General features: G+C 67.0%; 20 protein-coding genes and 1 pseudogene. 4 read left to right on the top strand and 17 right to left on the bottom strand.

All coding sequences use genetic code 11. From position 1 onward, the window contains the following. Positions 1 to 16 precede the first annotated feature (16 nt). The 7 genes from AACH06_RS17365 to AACH06_RS17335 all read right to left on the bottom strand — a co-directional run bounded on the left by AACH06_RS17365 (position 17) and on the right by AACH06_RS17335 (position 7,138). Entirely contained in the window at positions 17 to 1,087 is a 1,071-nt protein-coding gene (locus AACH06_RS17365; protein WP_341427014.1) for a branched-chain amino acid ABC transporter permease, read from the bottom strand. A gap of 5 nt (positions 1,088 to 1,092) precedes the next feature. Further along, complete coding sequence (locus AACH06_RS17360) at positions 1,093 to 1,974, bottom strand: branched-chain amino acid ABC transporter permease (protein WP_341427013.1); 882 nt, start codon at positions 1,972 to 1,974, stop codon at positions 1,093 to 1,095. Between the two features lie 11 nt (positions 1,975 to 1,985). After that, positions 1,986 to 2,792, bottom strand: a complete 807-nt coding sequence (locus AACH06_RS17355; RefSeq protein WP_341427012.1) for an ABC transporter ATP-binding protein — start codon at positions 2,790 to 2,792, stop codon at positions 1,986 to 1,988. Beyond that, a complete protein-coding gene (locus AACH06_RS17350) occupies positions 2,789 to 3,916 on the bottom strand; it encodes an AMP-binding protein (protein WP_341427011.1) in 1,128 nt (375 codons plus the stop codon). The genes AACH06_RS17355 and AACH06_RS17350 overlap by 4 nt, the downstream gene beginning before the upstream one ends. Positions 3,917 to 3,930: 14 nt before the next feature. Further along, positions 3,931 to 5,058 carry a dimethylsulfone monooxygenase SfnG gene (gene sfnG / locus AACH06_RS17345; RefSeq protein ID WP_341427010.1) on the bottom strand — a complete coding sequence of 376 codons (1,128 nt, stop codon included), beginning with the start codon at positions 5,056 to 5,058 and terminating at the stop codon, positions 3,931 to 3,933. 22 nt (positions 5,059 to 5,080) lie between these two features. Continuing rightward, positions 5,081 to 5,656 carry an FMN reductase gene (gene msuE / locus AACH06_RS17340; protein ID WP_341427009.1) on the bottom strand — a complete coding sequence of 192 codons (576 nt, stop codon included), beginning with the start codon at positions 5,654 to 5,656 and terminating at the stop codon, positions 5,081 to 5,083. 267 nt (positions 5,657 to 5,923) lie between these two features. After that, positions 5,924 to 7,138 carry an acyl-CoA dehydrogenase family protein gene (locus AACH06_RS17335; protein WP_341427008.1) on the bottom strand — a complete coding sequence of 405 codons (1,215 nt, stop codon included), beginning with the start codon at positions 7,136 to 7,138 and terminating at the stop codon, positions 5,924 to 5,926. A gap of 394 nt (positions 7,139 to 7,532) precedes the next feature. On the opposite strand from AACH06_RS17335, the gene AACH06_RS17330 reads away from it, so the two are divergent. Next, positions 7,533 to 8,660 carry an acyl-CoA dehydrogenase family protein gene (locus tag AACH06_RS17330; protein WP_341427145.1) on the top strand — a complete coding sequence of 376 codons (1,128 nt, stop codon included), beginning with the start codon at positions 7,533 to 7,535 and terminating at the stop codon, positions 8,658 to 8,660. Then, on the top strand, positions 8,657 to 9,769 hold the full coding sequence (locus AACH06_RS17325) for a sigma-54 interaction domain-containing protein (RefSeq protein ID WP_341427007.1): 1,113 nt from the start codon (positions 8,657 to 8,659) through the stop codon (positions 9,767 to 9,769). Before AACH06_RS17330 ends, AACH06_RS17325 begins: the two co-directional genes overlap by 4 nt. A gap of 66 nt (positions 9,770 to 9,835) precedes the next feature. Here AACH06_RS17325 and AACH06_RS17320 read toward each other — a convergent pair whose 3' ends face one another. Continuing rightward, positions 9,836 to 11,344 carry a S8 family serine peptidase gene (locus AACH06_RS17320; protein WP_341427006.1) on the bottom strand — a complete coding sequence of 503 codons (1,509 nt, stop codon included), beginning with the start codon at positions 11,342 to 11,344 and terminating at the stop codon, positions 9,836 to 9,838. A gap of 169 nt (positions 11,345 to 11,513) precedes the next feature. Between AACH06_RS17320 and AACH06_RS17315 the strand changes: the two genes are divergently transcribed. After that, on the top strand, positions 11,514 to 13,646 hold the full coding sequence (locus AACH06_RS17315) for a calcium-binding protein (RefSeq protein WP_341427005.1): 2,133 nt from the start codon (positions 11,514 to 11,516) through the stop codon (positions 13,644 to 13,646). A 19-nt stretch (positions 13,647 to 13,665) separates the two neighbouring features. Here AACH06_RS17315 and AACH06_RS17310 read toward each other — a convergent pair. The 6 genes and pseudogenes from AACH06_RS17310 to flhB all read right to left on the bottom strand — a co-directional run. Further along, positions 13,666 to 13,767: pseudogene (locus AACH06_RS17310) on the bottom strand (sigma factor-like helix-turn-helix DNA-binding protein); the annotation flags it as partial. 1,280 nt (positions 13,768 to 15,047) lie between these two features. Continuing rightward, on the bottom strand, positions 15,048 to 15,761 hold the full coding sequence (locus AACH06_RS17305; RefSeq protein ID WP_341427004.1) for an RNA polymerase sigma factor FliA: 714 nt from the start codon (positions 15,759 to 15,761) through the stop codon (positions 15,048 to 15,050). 26 nt (positions 15,762 to 15,787) lie between these two features. Beyond that, the gene (locus tag AACH06_RS17300) at positions 15,788 to 16,594 is read right to left on the bottom strand and encodes a MinD/ParA family ATP-binding protein (protein WP_341427003.1); all 807 of its coding nucleotides are present in this window, start codon (positions 16,592 to 16,594) and stop codon (positions 15,788 to 15,790) included. Positions 16,595 to 16,608: 14 nt separating this feature from the next. Continuing rightward, positions 16,609 to 18,204, bottom strand: a complete 1,596-nt coding sequence (flhF, locus tag AACH06_RS17295; RefSeq protein WP_341427002.1) for a flagellar biosynthesis GTPase FlhF — start codon at positions 18,202 to 18,204, stop codon at positions 16,609 to 16,611. Between the two features lie 73 nt (positions 18,205 to 18,277). Further along, positions 18,278 to 20,368: a flagellar biosynthesis protein FlhA gene (gene flhA, locus AACH06_RS17290; protein WP_341427001.1), complete on the bottom strand. Its 2,091-nt coding sequence runs from the start codon at positions 20,366 to 20,368 to the stop codon at positions 18,278 to 18,280. Positions 20,369 to 20,622: 254 nt separating this feature from the next. Continuing rightward, positions 20,623 to 21,774: a flagellar biosynthesis protein FlhB gene (flhB, locus tag AACH06_RS17285; protein ID WP_341427000.1), complete on the bottom strand. Its 1,152-nt coding sequence runs from the start codon at positions 21,772 to 21,774 to the stop codon at positions 20,623 to 20,625. Between the two features lie 35 nt (positions 21,775 to 21,809). Here flhB and AACH06_RS17280 point away from each other — a divergent pair, with 35 nt between their 5' ends. Further along, positions 21,810 to 22,892 carry a DUF3667 domain-containing protein gene (locus AACH06_RS17280; protein ID WP_341426999.1) on the top strand — a complete coding sequence of 361 codons (1,083 nt, stop codon included), beginning with the start codon at positions 21,810 to 21,812 and terminating at the stop codon, positions 22,890 to 22,892. A gap of 69 nt (positions 22,893 to 22,961) precedes the next feature. Here the strand turns inward: AACH06_RS17280 and AACH06_RS17275 are convergent, their stop codons facing one another. From AACH06_RS17275 to AACH06_RS17265, 3 genes are all read right to left on the bottom strand, one after another. Beyond that, positions 22,962 to 23,396, bottom strand: a complete 435-nt coding sequence (locus tag AACH06_RS17275) for a hypothetical protein (RefSeq protein ID WP_341426998.1) — start codon at positions 23,394 to 23,396, stop codon at positions 22,962 to 22,964. Positions 23,397 to 23,673: 277 nt separating this feature from the next. Beyond that, positions 23,674 to 24,831 carry an alpha-hydroxy acid oxidase gene (locus AACH06_RS17270; protein ID WP_341426997.1) on the bottom strand — a complete coding sequence of 386 codons (1,158 nt, stop codon included), beginning with the start codon at positions 24,829 to 24,831 and terminating at the stop codon, positions 23,674 to 23,676. A gap of 75 nt (positions 24,832 to 24,906) precedes the next feature. Next, positions 24,907 to 25,866, bottom strand: a complete 960-nt coding sequence (locus AACH06_RS17265; RefSeq protein ID WP_341426996.1) for a LysR substrate-binding domain-containing protein — start codon at positions 25,864 to 25,866, stop codon at positions 24,907 to 24,909. Positions 25,867 to 25,996 lie beyond the last annotated feature (130 nt).

The raw sequence follows: 25,996 nt of genomic DNA, 5'->3' as shown, positions 1-25,996 counted from the left end.
CAAAAGTGCTGGCGTGTCAGCCCGGGGGGCTGAGGGGCCAATGGCGCAAGCGTCGACAGCCGTTCACGCACAGCCGCGCCAGGCCTTCAGGCTCCTTGATGAGGAAGCCGATGATCAAGGCGCCAAAGACGATCTTCTGGGCGTTCTCGAGATTGCCCGGATCGATGAGACCGCCCAGGTGTTGGCCGGCAACGGTCGACAGCAGCACCGGGAACAGCACGATGAACGCGGCGCCCAGGAAGCAACCCAGGATGCTGCCGAGGCCACCGATGATCACGATGAACAGGATCTGGAATGAGCGCGCCAGGTCAAAGCCGTGGGGCTCTACCGTGCCCACGTAGGCGAAGGCCCACAGCGCACCGGCCACGCCGAGATAGAACGAGCTCACCGCAAAGGCCTGCAGCTTGACTTGCGCGATCGGGATGCCCAGGACGGCGGCCGCGGTGTCCATGTCACGCACAGCCATCCAGCGGCGGCCGGTCGGGCCGCGCACGAGCCGTGAGGCGAATGCGGTCAGGGCCACCACCACCGCCAGGGTGAAGAGATAGCGGCCCGCCGGCGAGCTGACATCCACCCCCGCTACCACCAGCGCAGGTGCACTGATCACGCCCGATGCGCTGTAGTTGGAAAACCAGCCGAACTTCACGAAGACCCATTCCACGAAGAACTGTGCGGCGAGCGTCGATACGATCAGATAGAACCCCTTGATTCGCAGGCTCGGCAGACCGACCAGCACACCGAACAGCGCGGCCACCAGTGCGCCGATGAGCATCGCAGGGACGAGGCCCAGGCCAGGGCAGCGCAGGGCGAGGTTGTAGGTCGCGAACGCGCCGATCGACATGAACGCGGAGGAGCCAACGGACAGTTGACCGGTATAGCCCGTCAGCAGGTTCAACCCCAGCGCTGCCAGCGAGAACACCAGCCATGGAACCAGGACGGCGGAAGAGACATAGTCAGAGGCCCAGAGTGGAACGACCAGCACCGCCAAAGCGATCGCCAACAGCGTCCAGGCAGCTGGCGCAACCCAACGCGCGGAAGTGGCGCGGGCGGGGACAGGGGGGGGCAGTGCCAGTGTGAGTGTGTTCATGGGTCTCAGATGCGCTGGACGCTGGCTTGACCGAAGAGGCCGAAGGGTCGGTAGAACAGGAAGGCCAGTGCCAGCACATAGGGAAACCAGTTCTCGATGCCGCTGCCAATCAGCGGGCCGATGTAGATCTCGGCGAGCTTCTCGCTGGCACCCACGATCAACCCGCCCACGATGGCCCCGGTGATCGACGAGAAGCCTCCGATGATCAGTACCGGCAACGCCTTCAAGACGATCAGCGACAGCGAAAACTGCACACCGGTGCGCGCACCCCAGAGCAGCCCGGCCACGAGCGCCACGGCACCCGCCGCGGACCAGACCACCGCCCAGATCGTTTCGATGTTCACGCCCACGGCCTGGGCGGCCACCGGGTCGTCTGCCACCGCCCTCAGCTTCAGCCCGATTCGGGTCTTGTCGAACACACCGCTCAACAGCGCCACCAGGGCGGCAGCGGTCACGGCGGCGAAGAGGTCGAACGTGCTGATGAAGACGCCCGCCACTTCCCGGGGCTTGTCGGCGATGTGCAGATCCAGCTCGTGCACCTGGGCACCCCACAGCCACTGCGCCGCGCCTTCCAGCACGAAGCTGAGGCCGAGCGTGGCCATGAACAGCACGATCGGTGGGCGGTTGACGAGCGGTCGCAACACCAGACGGCCGACGCCCATGGCCAGAGCGACCATGGCGACCAGCGTGCACAGCAGCGCAGCCCAGAAGGGCCATTGCCGTTCGACAAGGCTCACAAAGGTCAACGCGGCGAACAGCACCATGGCGCCTTGCGCGAAGTTGAAGACGCCCGAGGCTTTGTAGATGAGCACGAAGCCGATCGCCACCATCGAATACATGACACCGGCGAGCAGGCCGCCGATGAGGACTTCCATGAAGAACTCCATGTCGTCGCTCCTCAGGCGGCCTGGGCCAGGCCCAGGTAGGCGGCGACGACGGCAGGGTCGTCTCGCACCGCACCGGGGCGACCGTCAGCGATCTTCTTGCCGTAGTCCAGGACCACGACGCGGTCCGAGACGTCCATCACGACGCCCATGTCATGCTCGATCAGCACGATCGTGATGCCCAGCTTGCGGTTGGCCTCCACGATGACGCGCGACATCTCGTGTTTGTCATGGCTGTTCATGCCGGCCATCGGCTCGTCCAGCAGCAGCAGCCGAGGCTCGGCGGCCAGCGCGCGGGCGAGCTCCACCCGCTTCTGCAGCCCGTAAGGCAGTTGGTGAACGGGCATGTCGCGCACCCGCTGCAGGCCGAGGAAGTCGATCACGCGGTGGGCCGCCTCTCGATGAGCGCGCTCTTCCCGTTGTGCGCGAGGCCAGGCGGCTGCGTGCGCCAGCATGGAAGAGCGCATCAGCAGCACCCGCCCGGTGAGCACGTTCTCCAGCACGCTCATGCCCCTGAACAGCGCCAGATTCTGGAACGTGCGCCCGATGCCTCGTTGCGCCGCGTCACGCGGTGAGGCCTGGGGCAGCAACTGGCCCTCGAAATGCAAGCGGCCCTGTTGCGCGCGGTAGACGCCGCTGATCACGTTCAGCAGTGAGCTCTTGCCCGCCCCATTCGGGCCGATGATCGACAGTACCTCTCCTCGGTGGACACCGAAGCTCACGTCCGTCACCGCGCGGACCCCGCCAAAGCGCACCGACACCGCCTCGACATCGAGCCAGGCGAGCTCACGCTCGGGCTTCACGGCGTGGGCTGCATTCATACGGGCGCTCCGGTCCACGCCGGCACGATCGTGTCGACGTGGGACGCGTGACGGGTGATGGCCCTCGCCCCCGACACGGGCGCGAACGGGGCACGGTCGCCTTCGATGCGCACGCTCGCGCCGAGCGCGTGGAGAAGGTCCAGCGTCGACGTGCTGGCATGGCGGTCGGTGACCATGCGAAGGCCCTTTGTCCAGCCGAGTGCGCCTCGAATGCGCCATCGCAGCAGTCGGGTCAGCGGATCGTTGCGTCGAACGGCACCCAAGGCCCAGGTGGCCGCGCGCCCACGGGTGCGTTGCAACACATGGCCTGCCCACGCGTTCAGCGCTGGCCCGCTGGCAAGCCACAGCGAAGTCTCAGCGCTCAACGCCTCGCCATTGACGGCGCCTGGTTCTGACAGTCGCAGCGGCATCCCGGCAGGCAACCACTCGTTCACCATCCACCGCCACGCGGGCGCCCAGCCCGGCTCGAAGTCCGCTGCGGCTGAGCCGCCCGCCTTGCCCGCTTGCCCGGCCGTGGAGGCATGGGGCTGCCAGTGGCTGCCCCAGATGCCGTCCTGGGCGACGCGCCATGGCGCTTCGTTCGCCGCATCCGCGGCAGCGGCCGGGGCGCCGCGCGTCGAAACCTCATGCAGCAAGGCGGCCCACGTCAACGTCCTGATCCGTGGCGATGGCTCGGTGCCGAACTCGTGCTCGACCACGATCGCCTCCAGACCGGCCGGTGGTTGGGCCAACAGACGATCGGCCTGCTGCGGGCCCTGCACCAATGCCAGCCGAAACGGCGCCCGGGGCTGGGAATCCGCCGGCGAGCCATCCGCCGGTGAGTCGACCTCGGGGGGCGCCTGCAAGTGGGCGCCGAGTGACCACAGCGCCAGCAGGCTGGTCACTGAAGCCTCGCCGTTGGCGCCGAGGCAAGCCACGATGTCACCCGGGCGGACGCCCAGGGCCTGCCATCCCAGCGCCGCCTGCCGCGCACGCTGTGCCAACTCGGACCAACTGAGCGTATGGAGCCGGCCTTCGTGCTGCCACAGCAGTGCGGCGGCGGCAGGCATGTCGTTCGCGCGCTGATATAGAGCCTGCAGGGGATGCGCGGCAGGCGCCGCGGCGGGGGGCAGATCGCGGTTCACCATCGGCTCCGGCTTCAGGCGGCTTCCAACGCGCGCGACTGGCGGGTGGCTGCGGCGGCTTCCAGCTCTCGCACCAGCGGCAGCACCTTGGTGCCGAAGTACTCCACCTCTTCAATGAAGTGCAGGAAGCCGGTCAGCACCAGGTCCACGCCGACGGCCTTCAGCGCGATGATGCGCTCGGCGATCTGGGCCGGCGTGCCAATCAGGTTGGTGCGGAACCCGTCGTTGTATTGAACGAGGTCTTCAAAGGTCGAGGTTGCCCAGTTTCCTTGGCCCTCCGGCGAGGCCTGGCCCGCCTGCTTCACCGCATCGCCGAAGGCGTGCACTGCCTCGACGTGCGCGTGCTTGATGATGTCGGCCAAGACCTGCTGGGCCTCTTCTTCGGTGTCGCGGGCGATCACGAAGGCGTTGACCCCGATGCGCACGCGGTGGCCGTTCTCGCGCGCCTTGGCTCGGATGTCGTCGATCTGGGCCTTCAGGTTCTCAGGCGTGTTGCCATTGGTGAAGTACCAGTCCGACACCCGCGACGCCATGTCTCGCGCGGCTCGAGAGCTGCCGCCTTGGAAGATTTCAGGATGCGGCTGCTGCACCGGCTTCGGGCTCAGGGTGTAGTTGTGGAACCGGTAGAAGTCACCACGCATCGTGAACGAGTCCTGGGTCCAGATGCCCTTGAGCGCGCGGATGAACTCTTCGGAACGGCGATAGCGTTCGTCGTGTTCCAACCAAGGCTCGCCGATGGCGGTGAACTCGCCCTTGAACCAGCCGCTGACCACGTTGATGGCGATGCGACCGTTCGAAATGTGGTCGATCGTGGCCAACTGCTTGGCCACGACCGCCGGACTCCAGGGGCCTGGCAGGATGGCGGCCAGCACCTTCAGGCGCGTGGTGGCGTGCAGCAGCGCCTGGCTGAACGACACCGACTCGTGCTGATGCTCGGCGCCATAACCCGCGGTGAATCGAATCTGGCTCAGCGCGTAGTCGAAGCCGGCCCGCTCTGCCGCTTGCGCGAGTCGAACGTTGTAGTCCAGGCCCCAATGTGTGCGCTGCTCGATGGTCGACACCACAAGGCCGCCGCTGACATTGGGAACCCAGTACGCAAAGTGCAGGGCGCCCTGGCTTTCGGAGGTTTGGAGTTGGGTCATGGACGTCTCGGTGATGAAGGGATCAGGCGGCGATGGCAGCCAGCGCCGGTTGGGTGGTGCGGCTGGCTTCGATCAGCGGCAGTGCGCGCTGCACTGCCAGGCGTACCCGTTCGGCCAGGGCTTCGTCGACGATGCGGTAGTCACGGAACTCGCTGTCCGTGGCATAGACGCCGAGCGGAAGCGTGACCGCCTGGAAGAACGCGAACAGCGGGCGCAGCGAGTGTTCGATCACCAACGCATGGCGGGGGCTGCCGCCGCTGGCGGCCAGCAACACCGGGGTGTCGATCAACGCGGTGTGGTCGATCAAATCGAACAAGTGCTTGAACAGGCCGGTGAACGAGCCACGGTAGACCGGCGTACCCACCACGAGCAGGTCAGCCGTCTCGATGGCCCGCAGTTGTGCCTCTACCGCGGGGGGAAGGTCCGCACGGCGCACGGCGGAGCCTATGGCCGGAGCCAGGTCGGACAGGTCCAGCAGATCGACGTTGACGGGGATCCATTCAGCCAGCTCTTCGGCAATGGCCGACACCAGCGCAAAGGTTCGGCTGGGCTTCTGCAGCCCACCCGCCACCGCCACGACCTTCAGATTCCTGCTCATGCTCTCACTCCTGGCTGACCGCCGTTGATGCGCCCGAAGGAACTCGTCGAACCCCCCGTGGGTTGCAGCGCAATGCACCCTCCATCGCAACTGGCATGCCATTCGGTGGCTGTGGCGCCGCAGTTGCATATGCGCCTGTTGATCTGCCCTCGAAGGCGAGGGCTGTGTGCGCGGCAGGTCATGTGCCGAAGGCGCTGATTCACCGAGCCTTGAGCCGGCGGCCTGTTGCTGCAGCAACACCGCATACGCAGCGCTGCTGAACGGCGGTCACGAATAGAAGGTGGGCTGGGGGCGCTTGTCGTTGAGTGCCCAATCGCCCAGTTCACGCAGCTTGTAGTCGAGTGGATCGTGCAGCGTGTGGGTTCTCAGGTTCCGCCAGAAACGGTCCAGCCGGAGCGCGTTGCTGGTAGCGCGAGCGCCGGCCACCTCGAACATCCTCGATGTCAGCTCGAGCCCGGTTCGTGTGGCCGCCACCTTGGCCGTCGCGATGCCGAGGGCAACGTCGCCGCGCTCTTCGGCGGACAGCGCCAGACCCTGGGCCCACGCTGCATCCAGCTGAGCGGCGGCCCTGTCGGCGAGCACCCTGGCGCCTTCCAGCGCTGCCCAGAACTCGCCATAGTGGCCCAGCACGTACTGGTCTTCCTCGACGCGTTGCGCGGTGGAAGCAAACCACAACCGGGCATGTTCGTGGGTGTATCGGCGCGCCTCCAGCAAGGCCCCCTCGGCCAGGCCCACATAGATGTTGGTGAGGATGAGCTGGGCGATCAAAGAACGCAGCGACGCGAAGGGCGAGCTGAAAGGGCCGGGCTGGATGAGCAGCTCTTCCTGCCGAACGTGCACGTGATCGAAGGTGGCGCTGCCGCTGTCTGTCTGGCGCTGGCCCATGTTGTCCCAGTCACCGTGGATGGTGATGCCCGACCGCTGTGTGGGAATCGCAGCGATCAGCATGCGGCCCTCGGCGTTCACGGCGGAGGCGATCAGCATGTCCGAGTCGACAGCGCCGGAGCAGAAGCTCTTGTGGCCGTGGAACTCCAGCCCCCCGCCGGGCCGAGGCGTGTGAAGGGTTCGCTTGTCCAGTGGGTTCAGTGCGTTGCCCCAGAACCAGTCGCGAGACGCGGTGTGCGCCATCCACGATTCGTATTGATCGGGCGTGCCGAACAGGCGCGTGGTGGCGAGCAGCAGGTGTTGGAACGCGAAGACATGGGCCAGCGAACTGTCCACCGCGGCGATCTCGCGCACGATGCGCAAGGTCAGCGTCCAGTCTGCGCCGTGGCCGCCCAGGTGCGTGGGGATGATCAGTTTCAGCAGCCCACTGCGGCGCAGCAGGTCTCGCTCTGCCTTGGGCGTTCCGCCGCGGAGGTCACGTTCGGCCGCGGTTCGGGCCAAGGTCGCGGTCACCTCGCGGCAGGCGGCAAGAGCGTCGTCGGGATGGTGGCCGTTTTCCTGATGCGTGGCGAGTTGTTCGGGGAGGTCGATGATCATGGACGGAGCGCCTCGTGGGTTGATGGGCGAATGGTTCTTGGCTTCCGCACGAACCGTGCCCCTTGGCTGGCACACCGCCCGCCTCACACCTCTGGGCTCCCGCTTCCCGCCTGCCGCGCAGTCTTGTTCGGCATGCGACGAAGCAGCACTGACCGGGCCGCGGCGATTGCTGCTGCCTGGGCAGCAGCTGAGCACCAATGTTGTTGCTGCAGCAGCAGCACGCCGTCGATGGAGATCGTTAGTCGCAAACGGCGCATGCAGTCTGCTGCTGCATGGGCATCATGGTGGTTGGTAGTGAACGGCGTCTCACCACCACACCGAGGCGCGTCGTTCTTGCCGTAGCAGAAGGTGGGATGTGAACCCTGTGCCCTACAGCGATACGGTCGGTGATCTGATGGCGTTCTTTGCCGCCACGGCGGCCGAGCGCGACCATGCGGGCGGTACGCCCAAGGCCGAGCGCGATCGCCTGCGTGAAAGCGGTCTGCTGGCCATGATCATCCCGAGCCAGTACGGGGGTCTCGGTGCCACCTGGCGTGCCACCCTCGAGGTCGTCCGCGCGTTCGCGCAGGTCGACAGTTCGCTGGCCCACCTGTTCGGGTTCCAGCACCTGATGCTGGCGACGGTGCGGCTGTTCGGCCATCGCCGCCAGTGGGAGCCCTGGTACGAGAACACCGCGCGCCGGCAATGGTTCTGGGGCAATGCCTTGAACCCGCTCGATCGCCGGACGGTGTGTCGCCGATGTGAGGGTTGGCGCGAGTTCTCGGGCCGAAAGAGCTTCTGCTCCGGGGCGATCGATTCGGAGATGCTGGTGGCGTCGGCCCACGAGCCGGGTCAGGAAGGCATCGTGGTGGCGGCCCTGCCCACGGCGCGAAGCGGCATCAGCCTCTCGCATGACTGGGACAACATGGGTCAGCGCCAGACCGACAGTGGCAGCGTGACCTTCGAGCGGGTGCGCGTCGATGAGGCAGAGATCCTCAGCGATCCGGGGCCCCTGAGCACGCCGCGTGCATGCCTCAGGCCCTTGATCGCCCAGAACATCCTGACCCACATTTACGTGGGCATCGCGGAGGGCGCTTTCGACGAGGCGAGGCGCTACGCGCTGAATGAGACGCGCCCGTGGCATACATCCGGCGTGGCCCGCATCGAAGAGGATCCTTACGTGCTCGCCCACTTCGGTGAGTTCCTCATCGGCCTGGAGAGCGCCAGAACCCTGGCCCAACGGGCCGCCGACTTGCTGGACGAGGCCTGGAGCGAAGGCGATGCGCTCGGGGAGCGCCAGCGGGGGGCGTTGGCCATCCAGTCGGCCGTGGCCAAAGTGGCTGCTTCGCGAGTGGGCCTGGAGATCTGCAGCCGGATGTTCGAGGTGACCGGCGCCAGATCCACCCATGCTGCGCTGAGGCTGGATCGCCACTGGCGCAACCTGCGAACCCACACCCTGCATGATCCGGTCGACTACAAGGTCAAGGAGCTGGGTGAATTCGCGTTGATGGACAAGTTGCCGACTCCGAGCTTCTATTCATGAGTGTTTTTGCCCTTCCCACCTGGCGTGCGCAATTGACCTCCATCCGAGCCTCCGCTCAGGTCTTTGAAGACCCCGGCTCCGCGGCGTTGCTGGAGCGGGTGAAGATGGTCGGCCCGACCGATGCCAACGTGCTGGTGATTGGCGAGACCGGCACCGGCAAGGAGCTGATCGCGCGTCACATCCACGCGTTGAGTGGGCGGCGGGATGCGCCATTCATGGCGGTCAACTGCGGCGCGTTCTCGGAATCCTTGATCGAGAGCGAACTCTTCGGTCATGAGAAGGGCGCGTTCACTGGCGCGTTCACCGCGAAGGCGGGCTGGTTCGAAGCGGCCGACGGTGGCACGCTCTTTTTGGACGAGATTGGCGATCTGCCGCTCAATCTGCAGGTGAAGCTGCTTCGCGTGCTGCAAGAGCGCGAGGTGGTTCGCCTGGGGGCACGCAAGCCGGTGCCCATCGATGTCCGCATCGTGGCGGCCACCAACGTGGGCCTCGAAGCGGCGGTGTCGGCCGGGCGCTTTCGCGAGGATCTGTTCTACCGCCTGCGGGTGGTGCACCTCACGATTCCGCCATTGCGCGACCGACCGGGCGACATCATTCCCCTGGCCCGCTACTTCATCGAGGAGTACCGGCACCGGATGGGCTTCGAAGCGACCGAGTTGCACGAGGGCGCTGCGCAGCGACTGCTGGCCCACCGCTGGCCTGGCAACATTCGCGAGCTCGAGAATTCGATCCATCACGCGCTGATCATCAGCCGCGGCCATGTCATCCGCGCGGAAGACCTGCAACTGTCTTCGCTGCCACAGCCCGAGCCGTCCGGGCCCGCATGGTCGGCGACGGCCGCGGACGGTGCCGCCGAGGCGGCGTTGGAGCGCGCCTTGGTGGGGCTGTTCGAGCAGGATGGGGGGCGGGTGTACGAGCGGGTTGAAGAGGCCTTGCTTCGCGCGGCCTACCGCCACTGCCACCGGAACCAGGTCCAGACGGCACACCTGCTGGGGCTGAGTCGCAACATCGTGCGTGCCCGGCTGGCCAAGATCGGCCTGTTGCCGGGCGGGCGGCGTGGTGGAGGCCACGCCGCGGGGACGGAGCCCGCCCGCGCCGTGCAGACCTGATCGGCCCGCAGGAGGGCCTGCCTCGGCCCCGCCTATGGCAGGGGCCTGGGCGGGCGCAGGCGTTCGTCAGTCGTCGTTCGAGAGATCGAGCGGGCTGGCGATGGCCTTCTTGTAGGCCGCGTACACATCGATGCGGCCATAGCCGACCATGTTGTTCGGCCATTGGGTGGGCGAGGTGCCGCCGCAGGTCTGGTTCACCGGGTCGGTCACGCCATCTTGCTGCGCCGTCTTGCGGAACAGCTTTTCGACGGCCGCCGGGTCGCCCTTCAGCGAGGGCACGGCCGACATCAGCAGTGCCGCAGCACCGGCCACGTGGGGCGACGCCATGCTGGTGCCGCTCAGGTTGGCGTAGGTGTTGGGCGGGTAGGCCGAATTGACGCTGACGCCTGGGGCCGACACGTCGGGCTTCACACCCTTGACCTTGGCCACCGGGCCGCGGCTGGAGAAGCTGGCCAGGCGGTCGCTGCTGTCGGTGGCGCCGATGGTGAAGGTCAGCGGGTAGATGGCCGGGGGATCGGTGATGGTGCTGCAGTTCGGGCCGTCGTTGGCGGCAGCAGCGACGAAGAGGATGCCACCCTTGACCAGGTTGTTCACCGCGGCCTTGATCTCGGTGCCCACCGTGCAGCCTTCACCGTCGGTGCAGCCCCACGAGTTGTTGATGATGTCCGGCGCCTTGTCGGGGTCCGGGTTCTTGCCCTGCAGGTCGGTCGGCGCCAGCATCCACTGCATGCATTCGATGTAGGTGGCGGGCGTGCCGTTGCCGGCGTTCATGTTGCGGCAGCCGATCCACTTGGCGCCCGGCGCCACGCCGATCTGGTGGGTGGACTTGTCGTCACCCGCGAAGGTGCCAGCGGTGTGCGTGCCGTGGCCGTTGTCGTCGCAGGGCTGCGGCGAGTTGGCGGGGCAGCTGCTGTTGGCGCTGTGGATGGCGTCGTGCCAGTTGTAGTTGTGGTCGGCGGTGCTGCCGTTCCAGCCACGGTATTGCGGCTTCAGAGCGGGGTGGTCCCAGCGGTAGCCGGTGTCTTCGCCGGCGATCACGACGCCCTGGCCGTTGAAGCCCTCGGCCCAGACCTTGGGGGCGTTGATCTTGTCCACACCCCAGGCGACGGCGGTCACGCCCTCGGCTTGCGGCGCAGCGACCGGCTCGCGCTTCGGCAGCTTCACCGCGATCGAGGGGTTGGGCTCGATGCGGCTGACTTCATTGCGAGCGGCCAGCGCCGCGATGTCGTCGGCCGACAACTTGGCGTACACCATGTTGGCGATCCAGAACGCCTGGTACTCGATGCCGCGGGCGTCCATCCAGGCGCGCAGGCCGCCTTGCTGGGTGTCGGCGCGGTCCATCAGGGCGCGCACCAGTGCGCGCCGGCGGGCCTTGTAGTCGGCGCCTGCGGGCAGTTCGGCGACGGCCGGCGTGCGCTGGTCTTTGAGCACGATCAGTGCTTCGGCGCGGCCATCGCGGCGCGCGGCAGCGGCGAGGTCGCCGTTGATCTGCCCTGCCCAGGCCGTGCTGCCGATGACGGCCAGCGCGGCAAGGGCCAGAAGATGGAATTTCCCGTTCGATGGGCTCATGGCCATGGATGCTCCTCCTGGATGGGCGCGAAGATGGCGGCGCCCCGGCGCCGATGCGAGCGGCCGATTCTGCGCCCGCCATTTCGGGCTGGGGGCGGCTTGCTGATCCATGTTGAACATCGAAGGTCGTCGCCTTCGGTATCGATTCGACACAATCAGCGGAAAAGGAGCCCGAATGTCCACCAAGCCGTCCTCCCATCGCTTGCCCCTTCGCGACGAAGAGCCCTGGTACGCCGGGCCCGGCGGATCGGGCTTCCAGGAGAGCGCCGACCGGCGCCCGGCTGCGTCCGGCACACCGGCTGCCGGGGGGCTGGGCGGCCCGGCGGAATCGGTACTTCTCGCGAGCCATCGGGTCATCGGCACCGCCGCCGACGATGTCATCAAGCCCGACCCCGACGCGGACCTGCACACCACGCACGGCAACGACATCGTCTACGGAAGAGGTGGCGACGACTACATCGCCACGGGCCGGGGCAACGACTGGGTCGACGGGGGCCGGGGCAACGACACCTTGCAGGGTGACGGAGCCGGCGACACGCTGATCGGCGGCCAGGGGGCCGACCTGCTCAAGATTTTCGGTACGGCGGCTCAAGCCACCTTGCGAGGCGGCGACGGCAATGACGTGATCGAGGCACGCGGTTTCCGCGATTCGCGCAACCTGCTGGATGGCGGCGCCGGTGATGACCTGATTCGCTACAAGGCGGATGGCTGGGTCTCCAGCAGCGACTACAGCACGATCGTCGGGGGCCTGGGCAACGACCGAATCGAAGTGCAGGCCGGCAGGATCACGCTGGATGCAGGCGACGGAGACGATACCGTGGTGCTGCTCAATGACGACCACAGCAACGCCATGACCGATGGCAACCTGAGCCTCGGCAGTGGACGCGACACGCTGGTCCTCACGGCCTCGACGACGCTCTCGGGCGACACCATCAACATTCCCCACGTGTTGGATTTCGTGGCTGGTGCGGGCGGCGACCGACTCGACCTGGATCAACTCGTCCACTGGCTCAACGGAGAGCGCCTCGACAGCAACCCGTTCCTCGATGGCCGACTGAGCTTCCAGGCGACCAGCGATGGGGTGCTGTTGATCAGCCAGTATCCCGGTGATGGCGACCGCTACGTGGAGCTGGAACTGCGCGGCGTCGACGCTGCCGCCCTGACGGTTGAGAACATCGCTGGTGGCTACGACCCGAATGGTGACTTCGTGGTGCGCGATCTCGTCGGCGGCAGTCTCAACGACACGCTTCAGGGGGCAGATGGCAACGACACCCTGGCTGGCGGCTCGGGTAACGATCTGCTGGACGGCTTGCTCAGCGGCGCGGACAGCCTGTCCGGCGGTGCTGGGCAAGACACGCTGCTCGGCTTCTCTGGCGCCGATGTGCTGCATGGCGATGGCGGCCGCGACGCGCTCTTTGGTGGCAGTGGCAGCGACACCTTGGTGGGTGGCGAGGGCGACGATGACATTGGCGTGTCGGCGGTGGTCCATGGGGTTCGCGTGTATGGCGCCGGGCTCGTGGGTGGCGATGGCCGAGACCTGATCCTGGGTGGCGCGGGACGCGACCACCTGATGGGCCACCGTGGCAACGACACCTTGGCGGGTGGCGCGGGCGACGACGATCTGTACGGCGATGGATTCAATGGCGTGTGGGTCGGCCACGAGCCTGACAACGACGTGTTCGTCTTCAGTGGCGCCGCCATCGACGGCGTGGACCACGTCCACGACTTCAGCACCCGGGCGGCGAACAACCATGACGTGATCGACCTGAGCCTGTTCTTCGGGGCCGAAGGCGCGACCGTGATCGACGGCCAGCCCAACGCGGGCGACGACTTCGATCCGCTGACGGGCCCGGTGCAGACCAGCGGCCAGAACGTGCTGAGTTTCGAGGCCATCTTCGACCACCCGCCGAGCACCGACGATGTGGCAGCCTTGCTGGCCGGCAGCCGGTTCGAGGCGCAAAAGGGGCAAGCCGTGCTGGTGCACAACGGCGCCAGCGGTTCGTCGGGCGAGGTCTACCTTTACGTGGGCAGCGACGCCGTCGACGACGGCAACGAGGCGCTCGATGCCGGCGAGCTTCGCTTGGTTGCCGTCATTTCAGATTCGGTGTTCTCGCAGTGGACGGCCGATCAACTCCAAACCAGCGGCACGTCGACGGCGGAGCAGCTCGCGCCGTGGGAGCCTGCGCCGGCCATGGCGAGCCATCAGGCCATCGATCTGGCCATGGCTGCCTGGATGGGTGCGGACGGCGGCCACCGTGGGTCGCCAGAGGCATGGTGGATGCCTCAGGATGGGCACTACATGGTTTGAGGCGCGGCCATGCGGGGGTTCACCACTCCCGCAACTTCACCCGCAGCCGTGCGATCGACTGGCTGTGCAGCTGGCACACCCGAGACTCGCTCACGCCCAGCACAGCGGCGATCTCCTCGACGGTGCCCGCGAAGGAGTCGTCGTCAAACCTGCGATTCGGCGACGCCTGGTGCGCAGGCGATTCTCGTCAGGGTCATGCAGCTACACTTTCAAGCTCACAAAAATGATCGAGGGATAGAAACTTTGAGCCTATTGATGAGTGCACGCGCCTGGACGGCGGTCGGTTTGTTGACCATCTTCGCGGCACCAGTACACGCGGTGGTCTACGACTGCGAAGCGCTGCCGGCCAAGGGCAGCGAACCGCGTTCGGCCGCTTGGGCGATGAACAACAAGGGCCATGTCGCCGGACAGGCCACATTCCCGATCAAGGGCTTCTCCGGCGATGCTGCGGCACTGTGGAAGCAGCATGACCGGGCGCCGAAGAACCTGGCCGCCGATATCGAAGGCATGGCCAGCTCGCAGGCCTGGGACCTGAATGACCGCGGCCAGGTCGTTGGTGCCGCCAGCCCCCAATGCGATCAATGTGACGGTGAACGCAAGCCTTACCTGTGGCAGGCCGGGTCCTCGACGCAGCTGCCCATGCTGACCAGCGGTGACTGGCGGACTGGCGAGGCTATGTCGATCAACAACAAGGGTCGCATCGTCGGCTGGAACTTCATTGATGGCATGACCTACGCCGTCCTTTGGCGCGATGGAAAGGCCGTCAACCTGCCTTCGCTGGGCTCCCTGACGGGGCAGGGCCAGACACCGTCCACCGCTCTGTTCATCAACGACGACAACGTCGTCGTCGGCAGCAGCATCCGGGTGCTGGGTGAAGGCTCTGATGTCGCCGTTCGCTGGGACGCCAAGGGACGCATCACCGAGCTCGACGGGTCGGTGGCCAGGGGCGTCAATCGCGCCGGCACGGTCGTCGGACAGCGCAATGGGCAGGCCGTGGCCTGGCTGAACGACAAACCTGTCATGCTGAGCGTGGATGCCGATGCTGGCGAGAGCGTCGCCTTGCACATCAACGAAAGCGGATCGATTGTCGGCAGCATGTCAACGAGTGCGGGGACCGCGGCGGTGCTCTGGACGGGCTTGCACCAACAGCCGCTGAAGCTGACCGGCCTGGTTGGCAATGCATGCGGGCTTGCCGGCTCGTTCGAATTCGAGTCCGCCAACGACATCCTAGACAACGGGCAGATCCTGGTCACAGGCTACCGGGAACCCTTCCTGCGGACAGCCTTTGTGCTGACGCCGCGCTAGGGTTCATCCACGCGCCAACGAAAACGCCTCCCTCGGGAGGCGTCTTTCATTTCAGGCGAAGTGCCGATGACGGACAGCGGCTCTTGGCGCCAATCATCACCACTCCCGCAACTTCACCCGCAGCCGTGCGATCGACTGGCTGTGCAGCTGGCACACCCGAGACTCGGTCACGCCCAGCACGGCGGCGATCTCCTTGAGGTTCATGTCGTGCTCGTAGTACATGCTCATCACGTACTGCTCGCGTTCAGGCAGTTTCTTGATGGCATCGACCAGCGCCTCGCGCATCCGGTGGTCTTGCAGCTGGGCCAGCGGATTGGCCTCTTCGTTGGCCACGTGGCGGTCCAGGAACTCGTCGCCCCCTTCGTCGCCCACCATGTCTTCCAGGTACACCAGCTGCGTGCCGCGCACCTTGGTCAGCGTGTCCTGGTATTCGGTGAGCGAGACGCCCATTTCCTTGGCGATCTCGCTTTCCTGCGGCGCGCGGCCGTAGATCTGTTCGAGCTTGTGCACGGCCGCTTCGATCTCGCGCTGCTGGCGCCGGTTGCCGCGGCTCATCCAGTCGCTGCCGCGCAGCTCGTCGAGCATGGCACCTCGGATGCGTTGGGTGGCGAAGGTCTCGAACTGCACGCCCTGCTCGGTGTCGAAGCGGCCGAGCGCGTCGTGCAGGCCGATCATCCCGACCTGGATCAGGTCGTCGATCTCGACGTTCGCGGGGAGCTTGGCGATCATCTGGTGCGCAAGTCGCCGCACCAGCGGGCTGTACTGCTTGAGCATCGCGTTGGCGTCTGGGCGGCCGTTGGCGGTGTACATGGGCGGTCTCCGAGGGAACGTGTCAATCAGAAGGCTTGCGGATCGTGCGCACCCGCCGATCCGAGGGTCAGCGGGGCGAGGCCGAAGCCGGTGTCCGGCGCTTCGGGATCGAGCAACTGGTTGGCTGCCAGGCGGGCGAGGGCCGGCGTGGCGGGTGAGGTGGCGGGCTCGCGCTTGTCGAGCCAGACGGCCTCGCGCACGACCGTGCCGAGGAAGCTGTCGGCCGTGTCCGCCAGGCGCTCGGCGATGCGTTGGGCGGCGCGCGGCGCCCCGGCCATGCCGGTGAGCAGATCGAAGGTCATCAGCCCCGAGCGCTGCGCCAGCAGCTTCATCGAGGTGTAGGCGTCGGTGAGGCTGGCCGGGTCGAGCGTGGTGGTGAGCACGGTGCGCACCTCGCGCCGGCCCAGCAGCCGAACCAGGTCTCTGGCGTTGGCATGCAGCAGCACCACATCGGCTTGCGGGGCGGCCTGTTCGACCGCGTTCAGCCAGGCTTCACAAGAGCCCCGGCTGTTCACGTGCCGCAGCGGCAGGCCGCGCGCGGCGAGGTAGCTCATGTTGGGGCCGAGTGTTTCGATGGCGGCTGCGAGATCCACCTCGGCCATCGCATTGGCGCGCGGTGCACTGTCCGCCGCATCGACGACCAGCGTGTGCGCTCCGAGCTCGGTGAACGCGCCGGCCAGCCGCTCCAGCAGGATCGGCGTGCAATCGACATGGGCGTTGAACGCGACCGGCACCAGGCGCTGGCGACGGCCCGATGCGAACAGCCGGCGCAGGCCGTCGGCCTGGTCGGCCGGCGTGGAGGCGTCTTCGTAGGTGGGGTAGGTCGAACGCATCGAGGTCTTCCGGCTCAGATCCGAAGCGAGGCGCCCGAGCGACCGCCGCCGCGCTGCGATGACGAGAACACCAGCTGCACGTCTTCGGCCTCGAGCTTCCAGGCCGAGTGCGTGGGCGCGCGCATTGCACGCTGCACCAGTGCATTGGCCGACAGGCGATGCCAGTCTTCGGGCACGCGCTGGCCGTTGGCCACGCCCAGCACCTTCAGCTTGTGGCGGATCAGCGCGTCCAGCGCCGGGGCGAGCTTCACCGCCTCGTCGATCTTCGACAGCACCACACCCTTGCATTGGGCGGCGCGCCAGTTGGTGATGACTTCGTCGATCGTCTCGCCCTGGGCCGAGGCGTCGACCACCAGCAGACGCTGGATCGAGCGGTGGCTCAGCATGTCCAGCAGCTCGCGGGTGCGGCTGTCGCGCTGGGCCATGCCGGCGGTGTCGATCAGCACCATCTTCTTGCCGGACAGCAGCTCCAGCAGGTCTTCCAACGACGCCCGGTCGTGGGCGGTGTGCACCGGCACGCCGAGGATGCGGCCGTAGGTGCGCAGTTGTTCGTGCGCGCCGACGCGGTAGGCGTCCAGCGTGATCAGGCCGAGGTTGGCGGCGCCATATTGGGTGGCGAAGGCCGCGGCGAGCTTGGCGGTGGAGGTGGTCTTGCCCACGCCGGTGGAGCCGATCAGCGCGAACACGCCGCCTTGTTCTTCGAGCGGCGGCTCGCTGTCGCCGGCGAGCAGGTTGCGCTCCAGCACGTTGGTGGCCCAGACGGTCTCGTCGGCGGCGCTGGCGGGCAGGGCGTCGACCAGCTTGCGGATCAGGCCGGGCGAGAAGCCCGCGTCCAGCAGCTTCTGCGCGAGCAGGGCCTGGCGCGGCTCGCGCTGCAGTTTCTCCATGAAGGCCAGGGCGCCGAAGCGCTCTTCGATGAGGCCCTTCATCGAGCGCAGCTCGTTCATCATGTCCTGCTGGTCGCGACGGGTGTTCACCTCATCGTGCGACGGCACCGTGGACAACGCAGGCACCGCGAAGTCGCGCGGCTCGGCCAGGGGCTCGCGCGGGTCGTCGTAGCGCTCTTGCAGGCGTGATTCGGCGCCGCGGGTTTCGGGTGCACGGGCCGCGGGGCGGCGTGCCGAGGCTTCCGGCGCCGTGGCGCGGCTGGCCGGCCGTGACGGGGTCGGCTGGTAGTCGGCCGGTACGGCGGGGCTGCCGATGTCGTCTTGGCCGAGGGCTGCCTGGCGGCGCTTGAGCATGCGCTCGCGCACATAGTCCTGGAACGACAGCGTGCTCATCGCCATCTGCTCAACGTCCTGCTGCACCTCAGGCGCGATGCGCCGGCTGCCAGTGGCGGCGGGCTGGGCGTTCTGGCGCTCGACGCGAGCGGCCAGGCTTTCGCGGCCCGAAGGGGCGGCCTGCCGGCCGGCGGCGCGTGGGGCGCTCACCGTCGGGGCGGTGTCGGCCACCTTCTCGATCTGGTCCATCGAATCGGGGGCCATGGCCAGCACCTCGACACCTTCGGGCGAAGGCTTGGTCGACAGCACGACGGCGTCTTCGCCGAACGCCTGGCGCACCAGGGCGAATGCCTCGCGGGAGGTGCGGGCGGTGAAACGCTTGACGTTCATGCAGCCTCCTGCCGGTCCGAATCAAGGCCAGCGGCGAACCCACGGGTGGGTCGCGCGCAAATGCGGTAGGTGGTCATGCAGTACCTCCGATGATCGAGCCGATCCGGATCGAATGGGTCTCAGGAATCTCGCTGTGCGCCAGCACCTTCAGGCGAGGGGCGGCGCGCTTCAACAACCGGGCCAGCGGAGCACGCAGGGGATCGGGCACGAGCAGGCAGGCCGGAACGCCGAGGTTCTCTTGCTTGCGCACGCTGTCGGCGGCCTGCTTCGTCAGCGCTTCGGCCACGCCGGGGTCCAGCACCGCGCCGTGCGGCGAGTTCAGTGCCTGGTTCACCATGCGTTCGAGTTCGGGTTCCAGCGCGATGACGTCCAGCTCCTTGGCTGGGCCGTAGATCTGCTGGACGATGGCCGGCGCCAGATGGATGCGGATGCGGCGGGCCAGCTCGCCCGGGTCGCTCACCATCGCAGCATGCTCGGCCAGGCATTCGATGATCGAACGGTAGTCGCGGATGTGCACGCCTTCGTCCAGCAGCAGCTGCAGGACTTTCTGGAACGTTGCGATGCCAACCATCTTGGGGACCACGTCTTCAATGAGCTTCGGAGCCAGTTTCGTCACATGCTCGACCAGCGCCTGGGTCTCGACTCGGCCCAACAACTTGGCGGCATTCACTTGCATCAAGTGTGAGAGGTGCGTGGCCACGACGGTCGAGCAATCAACCACCGTATAGCCGCTCATTTGGGCCTGCTCGCGCTGGCGTTCTTCGATCCACACGGCGGGCAGCCCGAAGGCGGGGTCGATGGTCTTGGTGCCCGGCAGCTGGGGCACCGATCCGCCCGGGTTGATGGCCAGGTGCATGCCGGGGAAGGCCTCGCCTTCGCCCACCACGGCGCCGCGCAGCGTCACGCGGTACATGCTCGGCTTGAGGTCGAGGTTGTCGCGGATGTGGACGGACGGCGGCAGGAAGCCCACTTCCTGCGCGAACTTCTTGCGGATGCCCTTGATGCGCGCCAGCAGATCGCCCTTGCGCTCCTTGTCGACCAGCGCGATCAGGCGGTAACCCACTTCGAGGCCCAGCGTGTCCACCGGTTGCAGGTCGTCCCAGGTGGCTTCGGCATTGGCTGCCGGTGCGGCTTGGGCTTGATCGACCTTCGGCTGGCTGGCTTCGGTCTTGGCGCGCTTGTTGAGCCACCAGGCGTAGTAGCCGATCAAGCCCGACATCAGCAGGAACACGACGTGCGGCATGCCCGGTACCAGGCCCAGCAGGCCGATGATGCCGGCGGTGAGGCCCAGGGCCCGCGGTGAGTTGAACACCTGCGAACGGATCTGGCTGCCGATGTCATGTTCAGAGCCGACACGCGACACCACCATCGCCGCGGCCACCGAAATCAACAGGCCGGGAATCTGGGCGACCAACGCGTCGCCAACCGCCAGCAGGATGTAGGTGCTGGCGGCGTCCGAGGCCGACAGGTTGTGTTGTGCCACGCCGATGATGAAGCCGCCGACCACGTTGATCAGCAGGATCAGCATGCCGGCCACCGCGTCGCCGCGAACGAACTTCGAGGCACCGTCCATCGAGCCGAAGAAGTCGGCTTCCTCGCCGACTTCGGCGCGGCGGCGCTTGGCTTCGGATTCGTCGATGAGGCCGGCATTCAGATCGGCGTCGATCGCCATCTGCTTGCCGGGCATCGCATCCAAGGTGAATCGTGCGCCGACTTCGGCGATGCGCTCGGCACCCTTGGTGATCACAATGAAGTTGATCACCACCAGGATCGCGAAAACGATCAAGCCGACGGCAAAGTTGCCGCCAATCAGGAAGTGGCCGAAGGCCTCGATCACCTTGCCGGCGGCGCCGGGGCCGGTGTGCCCTTCGATCAGCACCACGCGCGTGGACGCCACGTTCAGCGACAGGCGCAGCAGCGTGGTGACCAGCAACACCGTGGGGAAGGCCGCGAAGTCCAGTGGCTTGATCATGTTGGCTGCGACCAGCATGACCATCAGCGACATCGCGATGTTGAAGGTGAACAACAGGTCCAGCGCGAAGGGCGGCAGCGGCAGCACCATCATCGCGAGGACCATCACGATGAACACGGGGGCCATCAGTGCCTTGACCATCGCGGCGTTCTCGCCGAACAAGGCTTGCAGTTGCTGTTGAATGGCGTTCATCGGGCTTGGGAAATACAGCGTGTCGGGCGGTGGCCTCGTGAGATGGCATGTTGCCCATGCGCCTCGAAAACCTGAGCCGGAAAAGCGGCGGAAAACGGGCGCTTCACTGGTGTGGCTTGCGGTTCGGCGGCGGGCGCGTCGGTGCGGCTCAGGTTCCGGCGTGAATCACGTCACGCCGAGATCGAATTCGCAGCCGGGTGGGTGGGCGTGAGGTCGCGCCGCAAGCCGTCGGGGGGGCCGCCCGCCAGGGGGCGTCAGTGGGCCGGCCGGTTCTTGCCGTGGAACGACGGCGAGTGCGGGTCCAACTCGTCGGGCACGCTCACATCGGGCTGAGCGATCGCGGCATTTGGCGTGCGCCGCAGCGCGTACACCCACGCCAGCACCTGCGCGACGGCAGCGAACAGCGAGGCGGGAACCTCCTGGTCGAGCTCGCAGTGCGCGTACAGCGCCCGCGCGAGCGGTGGCGCCTGCAGCACCGGCACCTTCGAATCGCGCGCAATGTCGCGGATCTTCAGCGCCAGCAGGTCGGTGCCCTTGGCGATCACCCGTGGGGCGCCCATCTTGGTGTCGTCGTACTTCAGGGCGACGGCGTAGTGGGTCGGGTTCATCACCACCAGGTCGGCTTGGGGCACCGCGGCCAGCATGCGCTTGCGTGCCATCTCGCGCATGCGCGCCTTGATCTTGCCCTTGACCTCGACGTTACCCTCCGCGTCCTTGTGCTCCTGCTTCACCTCCTCGTGCGTCATCTTCAGGCGTTCGAGCCAGAGGTGACGTTGCAGCGGCACATCGATCAGCGCCCAGCCCCCCACCACCAGCAGCATCAGGCCGAAGCCGCCGGCGATGGTTTGAGACAGCGTGGCGATGCCTTCGGGCAGCGGCATCGCCAGCAGCTGGGTGAGGCCCTGCCACTGGGACTTGAGGTACACGCCGCCGACCACGCCCACCACCGTGGCGAGCACGATGGTCTTGAGCAGGTCGAGCAGATGCTGTTTGGAGAACAGCCGGCCGATGCCGGCGATCGGATTGAAGCGGCTGAGGCTGGGGTGCATCGCCTTGAAGCTGACATTCCAGCCACCGCCCAGCACCGCGGCCAGGATGGCGACGGCAGCCATCAGCATGCCCATGGGCACGATGACCAGCATGCCCTTGAGGCCGAGCGACCAGAAGTACTCGCCCATCGAGGCCGGATCGGCAATGGTCTCGTGATTGAAGCGCAGGCCGGCGGTGAGCAACTCCTGCATCCAGCCCGACAGGGGCCGCGCCGACGTCATCATCAGCGCGCCACCCATGGCCAATGCCGCGAAGTGCGACAGATCCCGCGATCGGGGTATCTGCCCTTCCTCGCGGGCCTTGCCCTTCTTCCGCTCTGAGGCGGGTAAGGTGCGGTCTTGGGCAGAGTCAGCCATGTCGGCGCCCATGGTGCCTGCCCACGTACGCGGACTTGAGCCCGAAAAGCGTGGCCTTGTCGTGGCATTTCTGCGGCGACAGCGCCCGGCCGACGCCGGTGGCCGCAGGCGCGGCAATAATCCACGCCGCCGTGGACAAGACCTTGCCTGTTCTCAACCCTGCATCGGCCTCCGGGCTGCCCGCCACCCTCGGGCCCGGTGCCGAACTGGCGCCTGCGGTCGAGCCGATCGAGCCGATCGAGCCGATCGAGACGCCGGAGCGGTGCCGCAATTGCGGCACGGTGTGGCCCCAGCCCAGGCCCAACTACTGCGGGCACTGCGGCCAGGAAACGAACCTGAAGCCACCGACTCTGCTCGAATTCGCGCAGCAGTTTGGCGGCAGCTACATCTCGATGGAAGGTGCGCTGTGGCGCACCTTGCTGCTGTTGCTGTTCCGGCCCGGGCGCTTGACGCGCGAATACCTCAGCGGCCGCAAGCGCCGCTATGTGTTGCCGCTGCGGTTGTACCTGACGATCAGCGTGGTGGCCCTCTTGGCGTTGCAATGGTCGGGTGCCATGCAGCCCGAGTCGGGGCGGGACTTCGTGCGATTTGACGGCTCGGACGAAATCAACAACACGCGCCTCGAGATCACCGAGGCCATCAAGGCCGGCATGGAGGACGGCCACTTCGTTTGCAATGGGCTGCCGGCCTCATGGTGCAAACAACTTGAAGATCGGTTCACGCTGGATGCCAAGGCGATGGAGCGCGAGCTCAAGCAGGTGCCCAAGCGCTTCGTGTCGCACTGGGGCAGCGCCATGTTCGCGCTGCTGCCGCTCTATGCGTTCTTTCTGAAGATCATCTACTTCAACCGGCGCATGAGGTGGTCCGAACACCTGGTGTTCGCGTTGCACCTGCATGCCTTCATCTTCGCGATGGTGCTGGTGAAGATCAGCGGCGTGCCCTGGTTGGGCAACGTGGCGCTGGTGGCGATACCGATCTATTCGGTGATCGCCTTGCAGGTGGTTTATGGCGGCCGGTGGTGGGCGAGCACCTTGCGCGTGCTGACACTCGGCTTCTCGTACTTTGTGGCGCTCACCACCGCGATGGCCTTCGTGGCCATTTGGGCCTTCGTCGCCTGACGGGGCGCCGAGTTCGATGGGCGGTTCGCGGGGCGCGGCGCCGAAGGTGCCAACGCCCCACTGGGCCCGTCAGTTCGACAGGCTGGACAGCACGCCCTGGATGGCTTCCTTCATCTTCGTCTTGGCCAGATCCTGGCACTGCTCGCGCGTGGCGTTCGGCAGCGCGTCGAAGGCGGTGGCGGTCTTGCTGGGCTTGAACACCAGCGACTTCGCCACCGTGGCCGGCATCATCATCACGCGGGCCGTGATGACGCAGACTTTGGACGCCGTGAAGCCGCCTTCGACCTCACTGACGAAGCCCCAGCGCTTGACGGGGTAGAGCTTGTTGAGCTTTTCGGTCTTGCCAGCCAGGCTCTCGGCCCAGACGGCCTGGGCAGTGGCTTTGTCGAGCACGCCTTCGGTCGAGTGGTCCAGCGTGATGTAGACCGGCTCGGCTGCGTGGGCAGCCATCGACAAGGCGAGCAGGGGAGCGGCAATCAGACAAGCGGCAGTGCGGGTTTTCATGGGGTTCCTTGGACGGCGCATAACCCCGCTCCCGCGGGGCGGCGAAAGTATACGCAGCGCACCTGTGTGTCGAGGCCGAAAACTGGCAGGGCAATCCCTGTTGTTCGTGGCATCGGCCACCCGTGCGCAGGCCGGCCGGTGCACGAAGTGGCTGCTGCTTCACCGGCCCGGTGCGCGCCGCCCCGGATGGGAGCGCCAAGCGCCCCCAAAAGTGATCGCCGCGACGGCGCGCCAACACGTCTTGGCTACGAACACTCGTAGGCCAGACCGCGGCGTTTCAAGCGCCCGATGGCGTGGTGCCCGGCAGCAAGATGCCCTTGTCCACCTTGTCGATCTGGGTGTGGCCGCAAAAGGCCATCGTCAGATCGAGCTCCTTGTGGATGATCTCCAGCGCCTTGGTCACGCCGGCCTCTCCCATCGCGCCCAGGCCGTAGAGAAACGCGCGGCCGATGAGCGTGCCCCGCGCGCCAAGCGCCCGCGCCTTCAGCACGTCCTGGCCCGAGCGGATGCCACCATCCATCCACACCTCGATCTGCGATCCCACCGCGTCGGCGATGGCCGGCAGCGCCTCGATCGACGAGGGGGCACCGTCGAGCTGGCGGCCGCCATGGTTGCTGACGATGAGCGCATCGGCGCCCGAATTCGCGGCGAGCTGGGCGTCCTCCACGTCCATGATGCCCTTGAGGATCAACTTGCCGCCCCAGCGCTTCTTGATCCACTCGACATCGGCCCAGCTCAGCGCCGGGTCGAACTGCTCGGCCGTCCAGGCGCTCAGCGACGACAGGTCGCCCACACCCTTGGCATGGCCGACGATGTTGCCGAAGCTGCGGCGCTTGGTGCCCAGCATGCCCAGGCACCAGCGCGGCTTGGTGGCGAGGTTGATCAGGTTGGCGATCGTTGGCTTCGGCGGGGCCGACAGGCCGTTTTTAAGGTCCTTGTGGCGCTGGCCGAGGATCTGCAGGTCCAGCGTCAACATCAGCGCCGAGCATTTGGCGGCCTTGGCACGATCGATCAGCCGTTCGATGAAGTCGCGGTCGCGCATCACATAGAGCTGGAACCAGAACGGCGCAGTGGTGGCCGCGGCCACGTCTTCGATCGAGCAGATGCTCATCGTCGACAAGGTGAAGGGCACGCCGAACTTTTCAGCCGCGCGCGCTGCCAGCATCTCGCCATCGGCATGCTGCATGCCGGTGAGCCCGGTGGGCGCGATGGCCACCGGCATCGCCACGCGCTGGCCGACCATCGTCGTGGCGGTGGAGCGGCCTTCCATGTTCACGGCGACCCGCTGCCGCAGCTTGATCTTGCCGAAATCGGCCTCGTTGGCGCGGTAGGTGCTCTCGGTCCACGAGCCCGAGTCGGCATAGTCGTAGAACATGCGGGGCACGCGCCGCTGGGCGAGTACGCGCAGGTCTTCGATGGTGGTGATGACGCTCATCCGCTGTCTCCGGGCGCTGTGTGTGGTTCGGCCTGGATGCTAGCGGCGGGCACGCCGCGCTGGGCGGAAAGAAATTCAGGCCGTGGCGGAAACCAAGGCCAGCCCCTCGGCTGCCACGCGGGCGCCCAGATCACGCAACCACGCGTCCAGTGCTTCGGCGGCCGGGCTGGGCGTGGGGGTGTGGGTCAAGTGGTAGGCGGTGTCGCTGGGCACCATCGGCGTCTGGCCCGGCCCGAAGACCGGCCGAAGCTCACCGCTGTGCAGCCACTGGCGCGCCAGCGCAGGGCGGGCCAACACCACGCCCTGGCCACAGCGCGCCGCCTCGAGCACCAGGCCGAGGTCGACCAGGCGAGGGCCCGCGTCGGGCTCGGGCCAGTCGAGCCCCTGGGCGCGAAACCAGGGCAGCCACGGGTCGACCGGGGTTCGCAGCAGTGGCAGCCGGGCGAGATCGGCCGGGCCACGGAGGGCTTCGCCCTCCAACAGCGCCAGGCTGGCCAGCGGCACCAGGTGGTCACGCCACAGTGGCGGCGGCGTGTCGGCATCGATCGGCCCGTGTCGCACGGCCACTTCGGCGTCGGCACCGGCCAGATCGAGAAAGGGGACCGACAGCACCACCTCCAGCTCGATGCTTGGGTGGCGCTCGGCGAACTCCGGCAGCGCGGGCACCAGCACCTGCCGGGCGAAGGTGGGTGGCGCGCTCAGCCGCAGCTTCTGCTTGCGCTGTTCGGCGCGTTGGTGCAGCGGCATCGAGGCGAGCAGCGCCAATGCGCTGCGCACCTGCACCAGGTACTCCTTGCCCACGGCGGACAGGGTGAGTGTCTTGGCGCCCCGTTGAAACAGCGCGACGCCCAGCAGCTCTTCCAGCGCGGCGATGCGCTTGCCCACCGCGCTGGCCGTGATGGCCAGCTCATCGGCCGCGCGCTCGAAGGTGCCCAGTCGGGCCGCCGCTTCGAAGCCCCGCAGCGCATCGAGCGATGGCAGGCGAAGGTCGCCGGTCGGTGGCAGGCTGGGCTGGGGCGAGCTGGGTGTCGTCACGCCACGCACTGTAGAGCGTTGTCCAGTGAAACGGAGAAATCGGATGTTCGCCGGTGTTTGGCAGGGCGCGCAGCATGGCGCGGAGCGCAGCTCAGGCTGTACGCCTGGGCAAGGGTCGCAACGCCGCGGC

This window comes from Ideonella lacteola (assembly GCF_038066555.1).
GTDB classification, from domain to species: domain Bacteria; phylum Pseudomonadota; class Gammaproteobacteria; order Burkholderiales; family Burkholderiaceae_C; genus Ideonella; species Ideonella lacteola.
This window is presented reverse-complemented; position numbering and strand designations above follow the sequence as displayed.